Annotated in this window: 17 protein-coding genes; 13 read left to right on the top strand and 4 right to left on the bottom strand. The window is 29.3% G+C overall.

The features are described 5' to 3' along the window. The first annotated feature begins 83 nt into the window (after positions 1–83). From CRU95_RS05115 to CRU95_RS05095, 5 genes are all read left to right on the top strand, one after another. Entirely contained in the window at positions 84–338 is a 255-nt protein-coding gene (locus tag CRU95_RS05115; protein WP_129100076.1) for a DUF4212 domain-containing protein, read from the top strand. 12 nt (positions 339–350) lie between these two features. Next, entirely contained in the window at positions 351–2,204 is a 1,854-nt protein-coding gene (locus CRU95_RS05110; protein ID WP_129100075.1) for a sodium:solute symporter family protein, read from the top strand. 121 nt (positions 2,205–2,325) lie between these two features. Continuing rightward, entirely contained in the window at positions 2,326–4,143 is a 1,818-nt protein-coding gene (locus tag CRU95_RS05105; RefSeq protein ID WP_129100074.1) for a putative nucleotidyltransferase substrate binding domain-containing protein, read from the top strand. Next, positions 4,143–4,772, top strand: a complete 630-nt coding sequence (locus CRU95_RS05100; RefSeq protein WP_129100073.1) for a 3'-5' exonuclease — start codon at positions 4,143–4,145, stop codon at positions 4,770–4,772. The genes CRU95_RS05105 and CRU95_RS05100 overlap by 1 nt, the downstream gene beginning before the upstream one ends. A gap of 87 nt (positions 4,773–4,859) precedes the next feature. Continuing rightward, positions 4,860–6,056 (top strand): acetate/propionate family kinase, encoded by a 1,197-nt coding sequence (locus CRU95_RS05095; protein WP_129100072.1) that lies wholly within the window; start codon positions 4,860–4,862, stop codon positions 6,054–6,056. On the opposite strand, the gene CRU95_RS05090 is transcribed toward CRU95_RS05095, so the two are convergent. Next, positions 6,053–7,054, bottom strand: a complete 1,002-nt coding sequence (locus CRU95_RS05090) for an AraC family transcriptional regulator (protein ID WP_129100071.1) — start codon at positions 7,052–7,054, stop codon at positions 6,053–6,055. The genes CRU95_RS05095 and CRU95_RS05090 overlap by 4 nt on opposite strands. 99 nt (positions 7,055–7,153) lie before the next feature. Here CRU95_RS05090 and cowN point away from each other — a divergent pair, with 99 nt between their 5' ends. The 3 genes from cowN (at position 7,154) to CRU95_RS05075 (ending at position 9,927) form a co-directional block, all read left to right on the top strand. Then, a complete protein-coding gene (gene cowN, locus CRU95_RS05085; RefSeq protein WP_129100070.1) occupies positions 7,154–7,468 on the top strand; it encodes a N(2)-fixation sustaining protein CowN in 315 nt (104 codons plus the stop codon). 232 nt (positions 7,469–7,700) lie between these two features. Then, the gene (gene pta, locus CRU95_RS05080; RefSeq protein ID WP_129100069.1) at positions 7,701–8,699 is read left to right on the top strand and encodes a phosphate acetyltransferase; all 999 of its coding nucleotides are present in this window, start codon (positions 7,701–7,703) and stop codon (positions 8,697–8,699) included. Between the two features lie 28 nt (positions 8,700–8,727). Further along, positions 8,728–9,927 (top strand): acetate/propionate family kinase, encoded by a 1,200-nt coding sequence (locus tag CRU95_RS05075; RefSeq protein ID WP_129100068.1) that lies wholly within the window; start codon positions 8,728–8,730, stop codon positions 9,925–9,927. A 216-nt stretch (positions 9,928–10,143) separates the two neighbouring features. On the opposite strand, the gene sppA is transcribed toward CRU95_RS05075, so the two are convergent. Genes sppA through aroQ form a run of 3 tightly spaced genes read right to left on the bottom strand, consistent with a single transcriptional unit; the run spans position 10,144 to position 12,735 of the window. Further along, the gene (gene sppA, locus CRU95_RS05070) at positions 10,144–11,031 is read right to left on the bottom strand and encodes a signal peptide peptidase SppA (RefSeq protein WP_129100067.1); all 888 of its coding nucleotides are present in this window, start codon (positions 11,029–11,031) and stop codon (positions 10,144–10,146) included. Next, complete coding sequence (locus tag CRU95_RS05065) at positions 11,024–12,250, bottom strand: metal-dependent hydrolase (RefSeq protein ID WP_129100066.1); 1,227 nt, start codon at positions 12,248–12,250, stop codon at positions 11,024–11,026. Before CRU95_RS05065 ends, sppA begins: the two co-directional genes overlap by 8 nt. Before the next feature lie 2 nt (positions 12,251–12,252). Then, positions 12,253–12,735 (bottom strand): type II 3-dehydroquinate dehydratase, encoded by a 483-nt coding sequence (gene aroQ / locus CRU95_RS05060; RefSeq protein WP_129100065.1) that lies wholly within the window; start codon positions 12,733–12,735, stop codon positions 12,253–12,255. Positions 12,736–12,798: 63 nt separating this feature from the next. Between aroQ and CRU95_RS05055 the strand changes: the two genes are divergently transcribed. The 5 genes from CRU95_RS05055 to CRU95_RS05035 all read left to right on the top strand — a co-directional run bounded on the left by CRU95_RS05055 (position 12,799) and on the right by CRU95_RS05035 (position 17,707). Continuing rightward, positions 12,799–13,821 (top strand): M24 family metallopeptidase, encoded by a 1,023-nt coding sequence (locus CRU95_RS05055; protein WP_129100064.1) that lies wholly within the window; start codon positions 12,799–12,801, stop codon positions 13,819–13,821. Between the two features lie 91 nt (positions 13,822–13,912). Further along, entirely contained in the window at positions 13,913–14,392 is a 480-nt protein-coding gene (gene folK / locus CRU95_RS05050) for a 2-amino-4-hydroxy-6-hydroxymethyldihydropteridine diphosphokinase (RefSeq protein ID WP_129100063.1), read from the top strand. 118 nt (positions 14,393–14,510) lie between these two features. Further along, on the top strand, positions 14,511–15,608 hold the full coding sequence (mnmA, locus tag CRU95_RS05045; protein WP_129100062.1) for a tRNA 2-thiouridine(34) synthase MnmA: 1,098 nt from the start codon (positions 14,511–14,513) through the stop codon (positions 15,606–15,608). A gap of 28 nt (positions 15,609–15,636) precedes the next feature. After that, the gene (gene mnmA, locus CRU95_RS05040; RefSeq protein ID WP_129100061.1) at positions 15,637–16,698 is read left to right on the top strand and encodes a tRNA 2-thiouridine(34) synthase MnmA; all 1,062 of its coding nucleotides are present in this window, start codon (positions 15,637–15,639) and stop codon (positions 16,696–16,698) included. Between the two features lie 73 nt (positions 16,699–16,771). Next, entirely contained in the window at positions 16,772–17,707 is a 936-nt protein-coding gene (locus CRU95_RS05035; protein ID WP_129100060.1) for a ribose-phosphate pyrophosphokinase, read from the top strand. The last annotated feature ends 21 nt before the right edge of the window (positions 17,708–17,728 follow it).

The following is a 17,728-nucleotide window of genomic DNA, read 5'->3' as shown; positions in this document are numbered from 1 at the left end:
TGCTATTTACCCTTATTACAATTACATTGTTAATTATTAAAAGAGAAACTTTTTCTTTTGATAAATTCAAAAAAGGAGAACCTATGAGTCCAGAAAAAGCTCAGGCTTATTGGAAAGAGAATATTTCAACAATCTTTAAACTTCTTATAGTTTGGTTTGTTGTTTCTTACGGATGTGGTATTATATTCATTAATGAATTAAATGCTATAGAAATCAGTGGTGTTAAACTTGGATTTTGGTTTGCACAACAAGGTGCAATATATGTGTTTGTTGTTCTTATTTTCGTTTATGTTAAATTAATGAGTAGCATTGACGAAAAATATGGCGTTCACGAATAGGAGAAATAGAGTATGGAATTACAATCATTAATTTATCTATTCGTAGGTATCTCATTCGCAATTTATATTGGTATTGCTCTTTGGGCAAAAGCTGGTTCTACTAAGGATTTCTATGTAGCTGGTGGGGGGGTTCACCCAGTTGCAAATGGTATGGCAACAGCAGCAGATTGGATGTCAGCGGCATCTTTTATTTCGCTTGCAGGTATCATATCGTTCAAAGGTTCTGATGGAAGTGCTTACTTAATGGGTTGGACAGGGGGATATGTTCTACTTGCTATGTTACTTGCTCCATATTTAAGAAAATTTGGTAAATTTACTGTTCCTGACTTCGTTGGTGACAGATATTATTCAGATACAGCAAGATTAGTTGCTGTTATTGGTGTTATTTTCGTTTCGTTCACATATGTTGCTGGACAAATGAGAGGTGTTGGTATCGTTTTCTCAAGATTCTTACAAGTTGATGTTAATACTGGGGTGCTTATTGGTATGGGTATTGTATTCTTCTATTCTGTTCTTGGGGGTATGAAAGGTATCACATATACACAAGTTGCTCAATATGTTGTTATGATTTTTGCATATATGATTCCTGCAATTTTCTTATCGTTACAAGTAACTGATACATTTTTACCACAATTAGGTATTTTTAATACTACAACATTTGCATTTGATGATGGTGTTAGAGTTATTCCAGAAGGTACATATTTACTACATGCATTAGACACTGCAGTTACTGACTTAGGCTTTAAAGCATATACTGAATCAGGTAACTTAAAAAATGTATTTATGTTAACTACTGCTCTTATGTTAGGAACAGCTGGTTTACCACACGTTATCGTTAGATTCTTTACAGTACCAACTGTTAAAGATGCTAGAGTATCTGCTGGTTGGGCATTAGTATTTATTGCGATTATGTATACAACGATTTCTTCAGTTGCTGCATTCTCAAGAGTTAACTTAATTAAAAATGTTCAAAATGTTGAATATAAAGCTTTCGTTAATGGTGAGATTGAAGGTAATAATGGTAAATGGTTTAAAACATGGGAACATGGTGGATTATTAGCATGGACAGATAGAAATGGTGATGGTAAAATTCAATATGCTCCGGATGCTGCATTTAAAGGTAAACCTGCATTCGATGGTACTAAAACTGGAGAATATGGGGAAAGAATAACTACAAATGCTGTTCCTGCTGCAAATAGTGGGAAAATAGAAAATGAGTTATATGTTGATAGAGATATCATGGTTCTTGCTAATCCTGAAATTGCTAACTTACCTAATTGGGTAATTGCATTCATTGCTGCTGGGGGTCTTGCTGCTGCATTATCAACTGCTGCTGGTTTATTACTTGTAATTGCTTCTGCAATTTCTCATGACTTAATGGGGCAAGTTATTTTCAAAGATAAAGATACTGGTAAATCAACATTAAATGAAAAAACTGAGTTAATGTGGGCTAGAATCTCTGCGGTAGTTGCAATTTGTATTGCTGGTTACTTAGGGATTCACCCTCCAGGATTTGTTGCACAAGTTGTTGCATTTGCATTTGGACTTGCTGCTGCTGCATTCTTCCCTACAATTATTCTTGGGGTATTTGATAAGAGAATGAATAAAGAAGGTGCTATTGCTGGTATTTTAACTGGTCTTATCTTTACTTTTGGATACATTGTTTACTTCGTATTTTTAGGTGGAGATAAAGCAAATTATTTCTTAGGAATTGATCCAACTGGTATTGGAACAATAGGAACAATCTTACACTTAATTGTTGCAATGATTGTATCAAGAATGACTCCTCCACCACCACAAGAGATTCAAGATCTTGTTGAAAGAATTAGAATTCCTTCAGGTGCGGGTGACGCTGTAGATCACTAATCTTAAGATTAGTTACTAAAAAGTATACCTTCGGGTATACTTTTTTTTTACTTTTTTATTTCTACTTTATTTATTAGAAGAGTATAAATAAGAGAGTACAATACTTTAAAAAAGGTTTTAAATGAGTTTAAGAGACCAAGAATCTTTCTTATCAAATATTCATCCCTTTGAAGTTTTAAATGAAGAAGAAATGAAACTTTGTATTAGAAATATGGATATTGCCTATTATCCCAAAGATACAACGATATTAAGTCCTGAAAAAGTTTCGACTCATTTTTTTATCATAATAAAAGGTACTGTTCATGAAATTACAAGTGAAGAGCAATTGGTCATGGATTTTCATCAAGAAGATTCATTTGATGCAAATTCATTAATTTATGGTGAATGTAAAAACAATTTTATAGTGAAAGAAGATTTAATTTGTTATGAATTAGAAAAAAAGACTTTTCTTACTCTAATTGAAAATAATGCTAAGTTTAAAGAGTTTTTCTTAAATAATTTAGTAAGCAAATTACAAAATTTAAAAGAAAAAAAATATACTTCAGAACTATCATCTTTCATGATTGCTAAAGTATCTGATACAGTTACCCACGAACCTTGTATCGTGCAAAGTGGCACAAAACTAATTGATGCAATTGAAAATTCTATAAAATTTAATACTTCAACTATCATTGTTCAAAAAGATGGAAAGTATGGGATTATAACAGACTCATTATTAAAAATGAAAGTTCTATTAGAGGGACGAACATTGACAATTCCAGTAGATGATATTGCGATTTTCCCGCTTTTAACTGTAAATAAAGATGACTATTTATTCGATGCCTTTTCAATACTAATAAAGAAAAATATAAAAAGAGTTGGTGTTGTAGATAATAGTGGAAATATGATAGGCATTTTAGAACAAATTGATGTTTTATCACACTTTGCAAATCATACTTACGTAGTAGATTCAAAAATAAAAAAAGCCTCAAATATAAAAGATTTAAAACAAGCAAGTATTGAGTTAATCAATACAATTACAATTTTAAATGCAAAAGGTGTAAAAGTAAATCATATATCAAATTTAATTGGTCAATTAAATACAAAAGTTTATAAAAAACTATATAGTTTAATTATGCCAAAAGAGTTACTAAACAGTGCTTGTTTGGTTGTTATGGGTAGTGAAGGAAGAAATGAACAAATCATAAAAACTGACCAAGATAATGCTTTAATTATAAAAGATGGAGTTGATGTTGAGCAATATAGACCATATATGGAAGAGATAACAAGAACATTAATAGATTTTGGTTATCCACCTTGTGAAGGTAATATAATGGTTTCTAATCCATTTTGGTGTAAAAGTTTTCAAGCATACACAGATGAAACAAAAAAATGGATTGAAGCACCTGATATGCAAAATTATATGGATTTAGCAATATTTTTTGACTCTTTTGCAGTTGCAGGAGATAAAGAGTTATTAATCAAATTAAAAGATGATTTATTTAATAAACTACATGACAAAGATGTCTTTATGGCATACTTTGCAAAAGCAACTCTAGCCTTTGATACACCAAATATTATTGCAAATTTTATGACAAAAACTCACTATATTGATATAAAAAAAACAGGTATTTTTCCAATTGTACAAGGAGTAAGAAGTCTTGCACTAAGAGAAAGAATTAGAGAAACAACAACAGTAAAAAGAATCAAAATTTTAGAGAGAAAAAAAGTTTTAGAATCAAGTATGGCAAATGAGTTATTGGAAGCATTTGATGTACTTTGTACCTTAAGATTAAAATCACAACTTTTAAAACTTCAAGAAAATAAAAAAATAAATAATGAAATAGATACTCATTCTTTGGGAAAAATAGAAAGGGATTTATTAAAAGATAGTTTTAAAATTGTAATTGACTTCAAGAAATTCATTACATATACATTTAGAATAGATAAGATTTCATAATGTTCAGAAACTTTTTTAGAAATCTGCAAAAGAAAAAACTCATAAAAAAAGAGTTTGAATATCTTTTTGATGAAGAACCAAAAAATGAATATGTTTGCTTAGATTGTGAAACCACAGGTCTAAATCCCAAAAAAGATGAAATTTTATCTATTGGTGCAGTTATTATTAAAGAAAATAAAGTGCTAATGAGCAAAACATTTAACATATATGTAAAACCATCTGATAAAATATCTACGCAATCAATTCTTATTCATAGAATAAGACCAATAGATTTAGAAAATGCAATTGAACCAGAAGAAGCTATTTATGAACTTATTAAATTCATAGGTTCTAGAGTTATTGTTGGATATTACATAAAATTTGATATGGCAATTATTTCAAAATACACAAAAAAATATATTGGAATAAAACTTCCAAACTCATCAATTGAAGTATCTTCTATGTATTATAAAACTAAAAAAAGAAGAAGTGACTATGAATTTGTTGATTTAAAATTTGACACAATAATGAAAGAACTAGATATACCACTATTAGGAAAACATGATGCTCTAAATGATGCAATAATGACTTCTATGATTTTTCTAAAACTAAAAGGCTTACCAGCTGCCAAATCAACATTTTATACTTAACAAACAAATTTAAATAATAACTTAATAAGTATTTCCAAAAAATACTACTATAATCTTTACCTTAAATTATAACGAAGGGATTTATATATGTTAGTACTTGTATTAAATGCGGGGAGTTCTTCTTTAAAATATCAACTAGTGGATACGAAAACAGGGGAAGCAATAGCTAGTGGATTGGTTGAAAGAATTGGAATTGATGGAATACTTAAACATGAAGTTGGTGTAAATAAGAAATTAACTTTTGAAATAGAGATGCCAACACATAAAGAAGCAATAGAACTTGTTTTAAAAACATTAACTATTTATGAAACAAAAGTTATTGATTCTGTTGATGAAATTGATGCTATTGGGCACAGAGTTGTTCATGGTGGGGAGCACTTTAAATCATCAGTAATAATCACAGAAAAAGTAATAAAACAAATTGAAGAGCTAATACCTTTAGCACCTTTACATAATCCTGCTCATATTTTAGGCATGAGAATTTGTCAAGAATTAATACCAGGAAAACCAAATGTTGCTGTATTTGATACAGCATTTCATCAAACAATGCCACCTGAAAACTATTTATATGCTGTTCCACATGAAGATTATACAAAATTTAAATTAAGAAAATATGGCTTTCATGGGACAAGTCACAGTTATGTTTCAAAAGAAGCAATAAAACTTTTAGGAAACAAAAAAGATACTAGAATTATTGTTTGTCATTTAGGAAATGGCTCTTCACTTTGTGCAGTTAAAGATGGAAAATCATTATCTACAACTATGGGATTAACTCCACTAGAAGGTTTAATTATGGGAACTAGATGTGGAGATATTGACGCTGGTGTTATTCCATATTTAATGGGAAAAAAGAATATGGATCCACATCAAATAATTGATTATCTAAATAAAAAATCTGGTATTTTAGGACTATCTGGTATCAGTTCTGATTTAAGAGAGGTAATAAAAGCTGCCAATGATGGAGATAAAAGAGCAAAAGTTACAATCACAATGTTATGTAATAAAATTAAAAGATTTATCTGTTCTTATGCAGGATTAATGGGTGGAGTTGATGCTATTTGTTTTACAGCTGGTATTGGTGAAAATTCAGATTTAATAAGAGAAAATGCCTGTTCTGATTTGGACTTTATGGGTATAGTACTAGATAAAGAAAAAAATAAAATTAGATCAAAAGAAAATAGAGAAATAAGTGCAGAAGATTCGAATACAAGAATATTTGTAATTCCTACAAATGAAGAACTAGTAATAGCACAAGATACATATAAGCTAGTAAAGGGTAACTAACCCTTTACTTCGAAACTCTTAGGAGTTTGATTATAATACTTTTTATAAGCTCTAAAAAATGAGCTAGACTCTTTATATCCTAATAAAATAGCGATACTTCCAAAATCCATTTTTGTATTTTTTATATAATGATTTGCTAATTGCATCTTAACACTTAACAGTGCATCTCTAAATTTTTTATTTTCAGCTTTTAAGTTATATTGTAGTGTTCTAATACTAACGTGTAGTCTATTTGCTATAAGTTCTATGCTTATTTCATTTTCTCCAATATTCTTTAAAATTTCCCTTTTTACTTTTGAATAACAAGTACTTATTTGCATAGTTTCAAGTATATTATTTGCTTGTGATTCAAAATGTTCTAGCATTACTGGGTTTGAATTATTTATTTCAATATTTAATTTATCCATTTTAAATAAAATTGCATTTTCACTTTTATTAAAAATAATATTTTCACCAAATATATCTTTATATTTTTCAATATTTTCCAAACTACCTATAGAAAAGCTTGTTAAATCAGGAGTAATTTTATAACCAATTATTTGATTTAAAATTGCCATTATTGCACTTAAGTGAACTTCAGCATGAAAATTTGGTACTGGTATCATTGGATTTTCATTTATATATATAAGCATTTTATAATATTGTTCATCTTTTATTAAATGAAACTTTATAAATCCACTAATAATTTTTTGGTAATAATCAAACTTTTCAATCACTTCTTTTAGGTTTTTGGCATTTAGTAATAAATAGCCTAAAATTCCTAAAGAGTGATAAGTAATAGAACTACCTATTTTTAAAGACAAAGTATAATCACCACTTTTTTTCATACAATAATTGAAAATATCAGATAACTTTGAACTATCTATTTTAATATCTTCTTTTAGTAAAACATTTTTTGATAAATTAACTTGATTTAACATTTCATCAATTGAAATCAAAGTACTTTTTTCTAGTGCTTTGAGTATATAGTGAAATGTAATAGAAGAAACCTGTGCCATGCAACTCCATTTTCGTAAAATGTCAATATTTTTTCATTTCATAGCATATCAAATAATATATTAAACTGTATAATTTTTAAACAACATCTAGGAGAAAAAATGTCTAATTTTGAAATAAGAGTAAACGAAAGCTATGAAAGCTTCAAAAATATTGATTGTTTTGAAAATGCTTGTGTAGTTATTGACAATATGTTAAGGGTTCTTGAAAATCCAAAAAATATGAATATTTATTGGAAAAAAATTGTGCCAATGATTCCTAAAGCATATTATGATAGGGATCCAAAATCTGACACAAAAGAAGAACTTTTGTATTTAGTTTGTTCTAATAGTTTTTATTTAGATGAACTTTTTGAAAAAGCAGAAGATGAACAAGCAATTAATGCATTAAATAAATGTGAACAAGAGTGTTGTTAATAATACACTCTTGAAACACAACTACTAACAAAATAAATCTTTTTCAACTACTTTTTTATTACTTTTCTTCCCATATTTTTATTTTAAATCAAAATATGTACAAATTATGTATCTTTTGGTAATACATTTCATAAAATTATTATGTACTTTTTAGATTATACATACTTGCTATATTAATGCTATCTTAGTAAAATATAATCTAAATACAAATTAAGCAGAAAGGGTTAATTCTATGGGTCTAATTGACAGTATTAAATCAAAAGCCAAAGAGCAATTAAGAACTATCGTTCTTCCAGAATCTGAAGATGAAAGAGTTCTAAAAGCAACACAGCAAGTTTTAAAAGATAAAACTGCTAATGTTATTTTAATTGGAAATGAGGATAAAATCAAAGCTGATGCAAAAGCATGTGGAGCAAATATTGACGGAGCTTCAATAATAAATCCAAAATCTTTTAACAATTTAGATAAATATGTAGATGAATTAGTTCTATTAAGAAAATCTAAGGGCTTAACTAAAGAAGAAGCAAGAGAAATCATGACAACTGAACCTAGATTTTTTGGTTGTATGATGGTAAGACTTGGAGATGCTGATGGTTTAGTTGCAGGTTCAAATTCTCCTACAGCAGATGTTTTAAGAGCTGCAATTCAAGTTATTAAAACAGCACCTGGAATAAACACTGTTTCTTCTACATTTATAATGGAAACTGCCGATGGAAAGTTCGGAGATGATGGTTTAATTTTATTTGCAGATTGTGCTGTAAACCCAGAGCCAAATGCTGAACAACTAGCAGATATTGCAAGTGCAACAGCAGCAACTGCAAAAAGTGTTGTTGGATTAGAACCAAGAGTTGCAATGTTGTCTTTTTCTACAAAAGGAAGTGCAAAACATCCTTTAGTTGATAAAGTTCAATTTGCATGTGATATTTTAGAAGAGAGAAATGTTGACTTCTCTTTTGATGGTGAAATGCAAGCAGATGCTGCGATAATTGAAGCGGTGGGGGCTTCAAAAGCACCAGGATCAAAAGTAGCAGGAAAAGCTAATGTTTTAGTATTCCCTGATTTACAATCTGGAAATATAGGATATAAACTAGTACAAAGATTTGCAGGGGCTGCAGCACATGGACCTATTGTTCAAGGTCTAAACAAACCAGTAAATGACCTATCAAGAGGTTGTTCAGTGGAAGATATATCAAATTTAGTAGCTATTACAGCAACTCAAGTAGTAAAATAATTAACAATCAAACAAAGGAGTTTTATTTATGTTAGTATTCATCTTAAACGCAGGAAGTTCATCATTAAAGTATCAATTAATGAATCCAATTATAAAAAAGGTTTTTGCATCAGGTATTTGTGAAAGAATAGGAATTGATGGGGTTTTAAAACATGAGTATGGGGATGACAAAGAGTTAAAACTTGAAATTTCAATGCCAACACATAAAGAGGCTATTGAAGCTGTTTTATCAACTTTAACTTCGGGGGAAGGTAAAGTTATTGATTCAATCAATGATATTGAAGCAATAGGACATAGAGCAGTACATGGTGGAGAAGAATTCTCAGCTTCAATTTTAGTAAATGATAGAGTAATTGAGACAATGAAAAAACTTATTCCTCTTGCGCCATTACACAATCCTGCAAATATTTTAGGTATGGAGATTTGTCAAGAACTTATGCCTGGTAAACCAAATGTTGCAGTATTTGATACAGCATTCCACCAAACAATGCCAGATTATGCGTATATGTATGCACTTCCATATGATCAATATACTAAACATGGTATTAGAAAATATGGTTTCCATGGAACTAGTCACTTCTTTGTATCAAATGAAGCTAGACAAATGTTGGATAGAAAGCATAATACTAGAATCATCGTATGTCACTTAGGAAATGGCTCTTCTGTTTCTGCTGTTCATGATGGTAAGTGTATTGATACTTCTATGGGGCTTACTCCTGTTCAAGGTCTTATGATGGGTACAAGATCTGGAGATGTTGGTGCTGGGGCTTTACAATTTATGATGCATCAAGAAAATATGACAATAGAAGAAGCACTAGATATTATGAACAAAAAATCAGGTATTTTAGGGATTTCTGGAAAATCATCAGATCTTAGAGAAGTACTTGAAGGTATGCAAAATGGTGACGAAAGATGTAGATTAGCTGTTGATATGGTTGCATATAATATTAAAAAATATGTAGGTTCATATGTTGCAGCACTTGATGGAGTTGATGCATTATGTTTCACTGGTGGTATTGGTGAAAATGCAGCGCTAATCAGAGAAAAAGTTTGTGCAGGTCTTGATGCTATGGGATTAGTTTTAGACCCTGTTAAAAACAACAAAAGATCAAAAACAGCTAGAGATATAGCAACAAATGGTTCAGCCTCAAGAATCTTTGTAATTCCTACAAATGAAGAGTATGTAATAGCAAATGATACATTTAAAGTAGTTACTGAATCTAGATAATAATTTAGAGTTAAAATAAAAAGGTAAGAATATAAATTCTTACCTTTTTTTATGTCTTAAAATTTAATACTAAAAACAAATTTAGAATTTAAATTACAAAGAAAATTAAGGCAAAGAGATGAATTTAGGAAGGAGCATACAAAGAGTATGTGACTGAGTAAATTTAACTCTTTAACGAAGATTTTCAAAGTAAGTTAAAGAGCTAAATTTGTTTTTTTAATAGGCTTTTAAACCGTCATTGAATCTCAATGAAAAGTTTGTCACAGTTTCACTAACTATTCTATCAATGAATTTATCAAATTTATCTTGTTTATTCCAAACAGGATTTCTAACTTTTGATATTTTATAAAGTTCATTTTTAGCAATACTAATAGTTCCAACCTCATCAATTAGCCCTACTTTCTTAGCTTGTCTTGCTGTAAAAATATGTGCATTTGCATATTTTTCATTATCTTGTTTTTTTAGTTTTCTAGCATTTGCAACATCTGTTATAAACATATCATAAGTATCTGATATAACTGATTCTAATTCCTCTTTTTCATTTTCATTCCATTCTCTTGAGAAAGTACCAGCTTCTTTATATTTTCCAGCTTTGATAGTTTGAGTAGAAACACCAATTTTATTCATTAGTTCTTCAACATTTGCACCTTGGAATATAACTCCAATAGATCCAACCATACTTCCAGGATTTGCAATAATTTTATTCGCCCAAATAGATGCATAATAACTTCCACTAGCCATCACACCACTTGCATAAGCAACTACTGGTTTCACTGCTCTTAGCTCTTTTATTGCATAAGCTAACTCAACAGAAGGAGCTACTGAGCCACCAGGAGAATTAACTACTAATAAAACCCCTTTTATGTTTGGATTTGTTTTAGCTTTATTTATTTCATCTAAAACTTTATCAACATTTAAAATTGGACCAGCTAATTCTATTTTTTGTAAGTTTGTATTATCTTCAACTGAACTTAATCCCGAAGTACTATTTGAACTTACAATAAAATAAATAATAGTTAAAAATACTATTGTTTTAAAATATTTTGTTATAAAATCTAAAATAGCAATTATTGGTGTAAAAATCGTCTTAAAAAAATTAAACATGTTTTTCTCCATTTATATAGACATCTTGTACTTCTTTTGTATGTAAAATAACTTGTGTACAAAGTTCTTTTTCATTTTTAACTTCATCTGGAAGTTTGCATACAATTATATCTGCATCACTGCCCTGTTTTATTCTACCTTTATTTAGTCCTAAAGCTTTTGCACCATTTAGAGTTGCAGCTTTTATTAAATCAGCTGATAGTTCATTTATATTTAAATTTGTATGTATCATAAGAGCATTTCTAAGTTCATCAAACATTTGTAAAGAGTTATTTGAACTAAGTCCATCAGTTCCAATAGAATAATTTATTCCATCTAAACTTTCTATTTTAAGTCTTTTGTTATTCAAAACTCTATTTGAGGTGGGGCAGTGATTAATCACAGCACCTAGTTCTTTAATTTTTGCTAAATCATCATTGCTAGCTTCCACACAATGCGTAAAAGATAAATTTTTTATGCCAGAAAATTGTCGTAAAAATTCCATAGGTTTTGTTGCACTTTTTTCTTGTCCTAAAAAGTTTTTAAAAAACTCTAAAAAACTTCCTTCATCTTTATGTAACCAATCAAACTCTTCAACTGATTCTAAAAAATGTGCACTAACACATAAATTCTCTTCTCTTGCAAGTCTTAAAGCTTCTCTAACTAAAAAAGGATGTACAGAATAAGGTGAATGTATAGCAATAGCTGGTATAAAATTTTCGGAACTATTTTTTTTAACACTTTCTAATCTAGCTTTAAAATCAGAAAAAAGTGTATCAATCATATCTGCTTTACTTCCAATTACCTCAGAAAATAAAACAGTATTTATTGGCGATTTTTTACAAGCTTCTATTTCAAAACCATATGAACTAATAGCACCTATTGTAGTAGTTCCACCTTTTAGCATCTCTTCAAGTTTTGTGTTTATAAGTTTTGTATTACTTTTTTCTATCAAAGCTTCTCTATTTATAATAACAGAGTTTAACCATGACATGAAGTTTCCGTAAGATAAACTTGTGCTATTTGAAGAGAATTCTAAATGAATATGTGAGTTAATAAGACCTGGCATTAAAACTGTATTATCACCTAAGTCTTCTACTTCTAAATCTTTATATTTAGCTTTTAAAGACTCTATTTCTCCAAAATCTTTAATTTTTTTGTCGAATAAAATAGCACCATCTTTTATGATAGTGCTATTTTCATCGACACATATAAGCCAAGAAGCTTTTAATATTTTCATACTTACGCTTTAGCAGCCACTTGTTCTGCTCTTGCTTTTTCCATAGCTTTTACTTCACTAATAATTTGACCTAATGAAATAAGTGCTAAGTGATAACCAAATGGTCCAAACCCAGCTATAACACCTGTGCTACTAGCAGCAGTAATTGACTTTTGTCTAAACTCTTCTCTTTTATATATATTTGAAATATGTACTTCAACTGTTGGTAAATTTACAGCTGATAGAGCATCTCTAATAGCAATTGAAGTATGAGTATAAGCTGCTGGATTTATAATAATACCATCAAACTCACCTAAACACTCTTGAATTTTATCTACGATTTCACCTTCTAAGTTTGATTGAAAAAATTCTAATTCTATTCCATTTTGAGAAGCTTGATCTTTCATACCTTGATGAATTTGGTCTAAAGTCATAGGTCCATATATGTGTTGTTCTCTTACACCTAGCATATTTATGTTTGGACCTTGAATTACCGCAATTTTCATATTATTTTTCCTTGTGTAAAATTTAGCTATGATTATATTCAAATTATAGTTAAGGCTAAATAAGTGAGCAATTATATACTAACAAATGAAAATGCAATTTATTATGAATGCAACTACTCTTGTGATAATGTGATTTTTATAAAACTAGGAAATGAATCTTTTTTTATCACAGATGCAAGATATACAATAGAAGCAAAAGAGAAAGTTAAAAATACAGAAGTAATAGAAAGTAGTGACTTAATAAAAAGTGCACAAGAGATATTAACAAAAGAGAAGATAAAAGAGATAATCTTTGATGGCAATGATTTTACATATAATAAATTTAACAAATTAACAGAAAATTTAAAAGTAAACTTTACAAACCAAGTAAATTTTTCACATCTAAAAAGAGTCATTAAAACAGATGATGAAATTGCTATTTTAAAAAAAGCTGCCAAAATTGGAAGAAATGGTTTTGAAAGACTTGCAAAATATATCAATAAAAATGGTCTAAATAAAAAAGAGACCTTGATTCATTTTAAAGCAGTGGAAGCATATAAAAATATGGGAAAATATGATTTAAGTTTTGATCCAATCATTGCCATAAATGAAAATGCAGCAAAACCACATGCACTTCCTACAAATAAAAAATTACAAAAAAATGATTTACTTTTGGTAGATGCGGGTGTGAAATACAAAAGATATTGTTCAGATAGAACTTGTACAGCATCTTTTGGTGGTGAATTAAATTTTTCAAGAAAACAAAAATTCAAATCAAAAAAACAACAAAAAATCTATGACTTAGTCTATAAAGCTCAACTGAATGCAATAGAAAATGCAAAAGTTGGAATGAAGGCAAAAGATATAGACAACTTAACAAGAAGTGTCATTGAAAAAGCTGGTTTTGGAAAATATTTTATTCATAGCACTGGACATGGAGTAGGACTTGATATTCATGAACATCCATATATCAATTCAAAATCTGATGTTATTATTGAAGATAATATGGTTTTTACAATTGAACCTGGTATTTACCTTCCAAATGAATTTGGAGTAAGAATCGAAGATACAATTGTAATGAAAAATGGAAAAGCTGTAATATTATAACTTAGTAAATTACGCAAGATAGTTCTAGCTTATTTTACACATAAAATAGGCTATTTCTTGAGTATTTTACTAAAGATTATTTAAGGAAATTATGAAAAAAACTATAAATAAAGATTTGACACTTTTTTTTACTGCAAATTATCCTAGATTTATAAAAAAAAATTCCAATAAAAGATACTTAATAACCATAGGTATTGGGGGAAATATAGGAAATACAAAACAATTATTTGATAAGTTATTTTTATGTTTATTAAAAGATTCTAGATTTGATTTATTAGAGACTTCTCCCCTACTTTTAAATCCTCCTTTTGGTTATTTGCATCAAAATTATTTTTTAAATGGTATAATTCGACTTAAATCAAATCTTTGTGCTAATGATTTACTAAAAGTTATGCAAAGATATGAAAAAAAATTCGGAAGAAAGCGATCCTTTCAAGATGCGCCTAGAACCTTAGATATTGATATAATATTTTTTGATAATAAAAAAATAAATACAGAAAAACTTATTATTCCTCATAAAGACTGGGCAAATAGAGAATCAGTGATTATTCCTTTAAAACATTTTAAATAAAAGAACAACTCGTTGTTCCCTTTAGAATTTGCTTCTTTAAGTGGAATTTACTTCCACTGCTAAAAGAAGTTATTAAATATATGGTTCCCTTAAGAAAGGAACTTTTTTAAGGAAGATAATGAAAAAAAAAGTAGTTGTAGGTATGTCTGGTGGTGTTGACTCTTCAGTTACTGCTTTACTGCTAAAACAACAAGGCTATGAAGTAGTAGGCTTATTTATGCGTAATTGGGAGTATGGAATCGAAGGTAGTCAATGCCCTAATCGTATTGAATTTGAAGATGCTAAAAAAGTGGGTGAACTAATTGGTATTGAAGTAAAAGGTAAAGATTTTGTTGAAGAATACAGAACTAAAGTGTTTGATGTATTTTTAGAAGGTTTAAAAAAAGGTCTTACTCCAAATCCAGATATACTTTGTAATCGTGAAATTAAATTTAATGTATTTTTAAATGAAGCAAAAAAAATGGGTGCAGATATGATTGCAACTGGACACTATGCCAAAATTGCTAAATATAAAGACCACTATGTACTTGACACTCCAAAAGATAATAGTAAAGATCAAACTTATTTTTTACATGCACTATCAAGTGAACAACTATCTCATGCTATGTTTCCTCTTGGAGATTTAACTAAAAAAGAAGTTAGAGAAATAGCTAGAGTTCACAATCTTTCAGTTAGTGATAAAAAAGATAGTACTGGTATATGTTTTATAGGTAATCAAAAATTTGATGAATTTATTACACAACATTTAAAAGCAATTCCAGGTGATATTGTAGATGAAAATGGAAAAGTATTAGGAAGACATAAAGGTCTTATTTGTTACACATTAGGTCAAAGAAAAGGTATTGGTCTTGGTGGTATAAAAGAGACTGAATCAGCTAATCATATCCACAATCCATGGTATGCAGCCAAAAAAAATATGGAAGACAATACATTAACAGTTGTACAAGATACCAACCATCCTTTACTTATGAACCAAAGTGTAGAAGCTAGTCATATGCATTGGGTACTAGATGAAGCACCTAAAATTGGTGATAAATTAATGGCACAAATTCGTTATCGTCAACAAAAGCAAGCTTGTACAGTGACAGAAGCGAATGAGAATAGAGTTCTCGTACAATTTGACAAGCCACAAAGAGCTGTGACTTTAGGACAAAGTCTTGTTTTATATGAGGGGGATTATTGTCTAGGTGGGGGATTTATAAACAATTACTATTAATTAGAAAGACCTAAAAAGGATGGAAATAATGGGAAAAAATGAAATCCTACCTACAGATAAAAAAAAAGTCATGGTAGGAATGAGTGGAGGAATTGACTCATCAGTTACAGCATACATGCTACAAAAAGGGGGTTATGAAGTTGAAGGATGTTATTTAAGACTTCACAACAGAAATGATGGTTATCACGAAAAAAACTTAGGATATATCAAAGATGTAGCTGATTTTTTAGGTATAAAATATCACATTTTAGATTTGGCTGATAAATTTACAGCTGAAGTTTATGATTACTTTGTTGAGTCTTACTTAGAGGGAACTACGCCTAATCCATGTGTTAAATGTAATAAACAAATCAAATTTGGTGCAATGTTAGATTTTGCAAAAGAACATGGAGCAAGCTATCTTGCAACTGGGCACTATGCAAAAACAGATGGTAAGTTTTTTTATGAAGCTGATGATAAAACAAAAGACCAAAGTTATTTTTTATCTCAAGTAAGCAAAGAAGCACTTCCATATATGATGTTTCCACTAAGTACTTATAAAAAAGAAGACATCGTAAAATTTGGTGCTGAACTAGACTCTGCATACAAAAGAATTACAGAAAAAAACGAATCCCAAGAAATCTGTTTTGTTGAAACTGTTTATACTGATGTTGTAAAAAGACATGCAAATATAGATGTACCAGGAAATGTTTTAGATGAAAAAGGTAATGTTGTAGGCGAACATAAAGGTTATGCTCACTACACAATTGGTAAGAGAAGAGGTTTTTCAGTTAATGGTGCACATGAACCTCACTTTGTAACTAAATTAAATCCAAAAGATAATACTATTGTTGTAGGTAAAAAAGAAGCCCTAGAAATAAATAATGTAATAGCAGATAATTTAAACATGTTTGTTGATGATAAAGAGTTTTCTTGTACTGTAAAATTAAGATATAGAACAACTTCAACACCTTGTGAAATAAAAATCGAAGATGATAAAGTAAATATTACATTAAAAGAGCCTGTTTTTGGAGTAGCTACTGGTCAATTAGCAGTATTTTATGATGACCAAAAAGTTATTGGTAGTGCATGGATTAAGGAAACAAATTAATCCGCACTAAGTAATTTTTATGAAGTTTTAGCTATAATCCAAAAAAATTATAAACATAAATCTAAGGAAAATCATGAGAGGATACAGACTATTCACGGGATCAGCTAACCCTGAATTTGCCAAGAAAGTTGCAAAATACTTAAATATCGAAATAAGTCCAGCAAAACTAACAAAATTTAGTGATGGAGAAATTTCTGTAAAAATTACAGAAAGTGTAAGAGGAATGGATGTATTCATTATCCAACCAACATGTGCTCCAACAAATGACAATTTAATGGAATTATTAATTATGGTAGATGCATTAAAAAGATCAAGTGCAAAATCTATTTCTGCTGTTATTCCATATTATGGATATGCAAGACAAGATAGAAAAGCAGCGCCAAGAGTTCCAATTACTGCAAAATTAGTTGCAGACTTATTAGAAGCAGCTGGTATTTCTAGAGTAATTACAATAGATTTACATGCAGCACAAATTCAAGGATTTTTTAATATTCCAGCTGATAACCTTTTTGGTTCAATCATGTTTCTTGATTATATAAAATCAAAGAAATTTGCTAATCCAATTATTGCAAGTCCAGATATTGGTGGAGTAGCACGAGCTAGATCTTATGCAGAAAAGTTAAACTATGATTTAGTAATAGTTGATAAAAGAAGAGAAAAAGCAAATGAATCAGAAGTTATGAATATCATAGGTGATGTAAGTGGTAAAGATATAATTTTAGTAGATGATATGGTAGATACAGCAGGTACTTTAGTAAAAGCAGCTGAAGTATTAAAAGGAAAAGGTGCAAATTCGGTAATGGCATGCTGTACACACGGTGTATTGAGTGGTCCAGCTTATGAAAGACTTGATAAAGGTGATGCTTTAGATGAGTTAGTTGTTTCTGATACAATTCCTTTAAAACAAAAACATGATAAGATTACAGTGTTGACTGCTTCTAATATTATTGGTGAAACAATTAGAAGAATTCACAATAATGAATCAGTTAATAGTATATTTGTGAAATAAATGTTATATTAAAAAGAAGAA

It is taken from the genome of Arcobacter sp. F2176 (assembly GCF_004116465.1).
GTDB lineage: Bacteria > Campylobacterota > Campylobacteria > Campylobacterales > Arcobacteraceae > Arcobacter > Arcobacter siniprincipis.
This window is presented reverse-complemented; position numbering and strand designations above follow the sequence as displayed.

What these genes read in the sequence shown, in the direction of transcription:
- CRU95_RS05115 (WP_129100076.1), top strand. Translation starts at nt 84, where the DNA reads ATGAGTCCAGAAAAAGCTCAGGCTTATTGGAAAGAGAATATTTCAACA.
- CRU95_RS05110 (WP_129100075.1), top strand. Translation starts at nt 351, where the DNA reads ATGGAATTACAATCATTAATTTATCTATTCGTAGGTATCTCATTCGCA.
- CRU95_RS05105 (WP_129100074.1), top strand. Translation starts at nt 2,326, where the DNA reads ATGAGTTTAAGAGACCAAGAATCTTTCTTATCAAATATTCATCCCTTT.
- CRU95_RS05100 (WP_129100073.1), top strand. Translation starts at nt 4,143, where the DNA reads ATGTTCAGAAACTTTTTTAGAAATCTGCAAAAGAAAAAACTCATAAAA.
- CRU95_RS05095 (WP_129100072.1), top strand. Translation starts at nt 4,860, where the DNA reads ATGTTAGTACTTGTATTAAATGCGGGGAGTTCTTCTTTAAAATATCAA.
- CRU95_RS05090 (WP_129100071.1), bottom strand. Translation starts at nt 7,054, where the DNA reads ATGGCACAGGTTTCTTCTATTACATTTCACTATATACTCAAAGCACTA.
- cowN (WP_129100070.1), top strand. Translation starts at nt 7,154, where the DNA reads ATGTCTAATTTTGAAATAAGAGTAAACGAAAGCTATGAAAGCTTCAAA.
- pta (WP_129100069.1), top strand. Translation starts at nt 7,701, where the DNA reads ATGGGTCTAATTGACAGTATTAAATCAAAAGCCAAAGAGCAATTAAGA.
- CRU95_RS05075 (WP_129100068.1), top strand. Translation starts at nt 8,728, where the DNA reads ATGTTAGTATTCATCTTAAACGCAGGAAGTTCATCATTAAAGTATCAA.
- sppA (WP_129100067.1), bottom strand. Translation starts at nt 11,031, where the DNA reads ATGTTTAATTTTTTTAAGACGATTTTTACACCAATAATTGCTATTTTA.
- CRU95_RS05065 (WP_129100066.1), bottom strand. Translation starts at nt 12,250, where the DNA reads ATGAAAATATTAAAAGCTTCTTGGCTTATATGTGTCGATGAAAATAGC.
- aroQ (WP_129100065.1), bottom strand. Translation starts at nt 12,735, where the DNA reads ATGAAAATTGCGGTAATTCAAGGTCCAAACATAAATATGCTAGGTGTA.
- folK (WP_129100063.1), top strand. Translation starts at nt 13,913, where the DNA reads ATGAAAAAAACTATAAATAAAGATTTGACACTTTTTTTTACTGCAAAT.
- mnmA (WP_129100062.1), top strand. Translation starts at nt 14,511, where the DNA reads ATGAAAAAAAAAGTAGTTGTAGGTATGTCTGGTGGTGTTGACTCTTCA.
- mnmA (WP_129100061.1), top strand. Translation starts at nt 15,637, where the DNA reads ATGGGAAAAAATGAAATCCTACCTACAGATAAAAAAAAAGTCATGGTA.
- CRU95_RS05035 (WP_129100060.1), top strand. Translation starts at nt 16,772, where the DNA reads ATGAGAGGATACAGACTATTCACGGGATCAGCTAACCCTGAATTTGCC.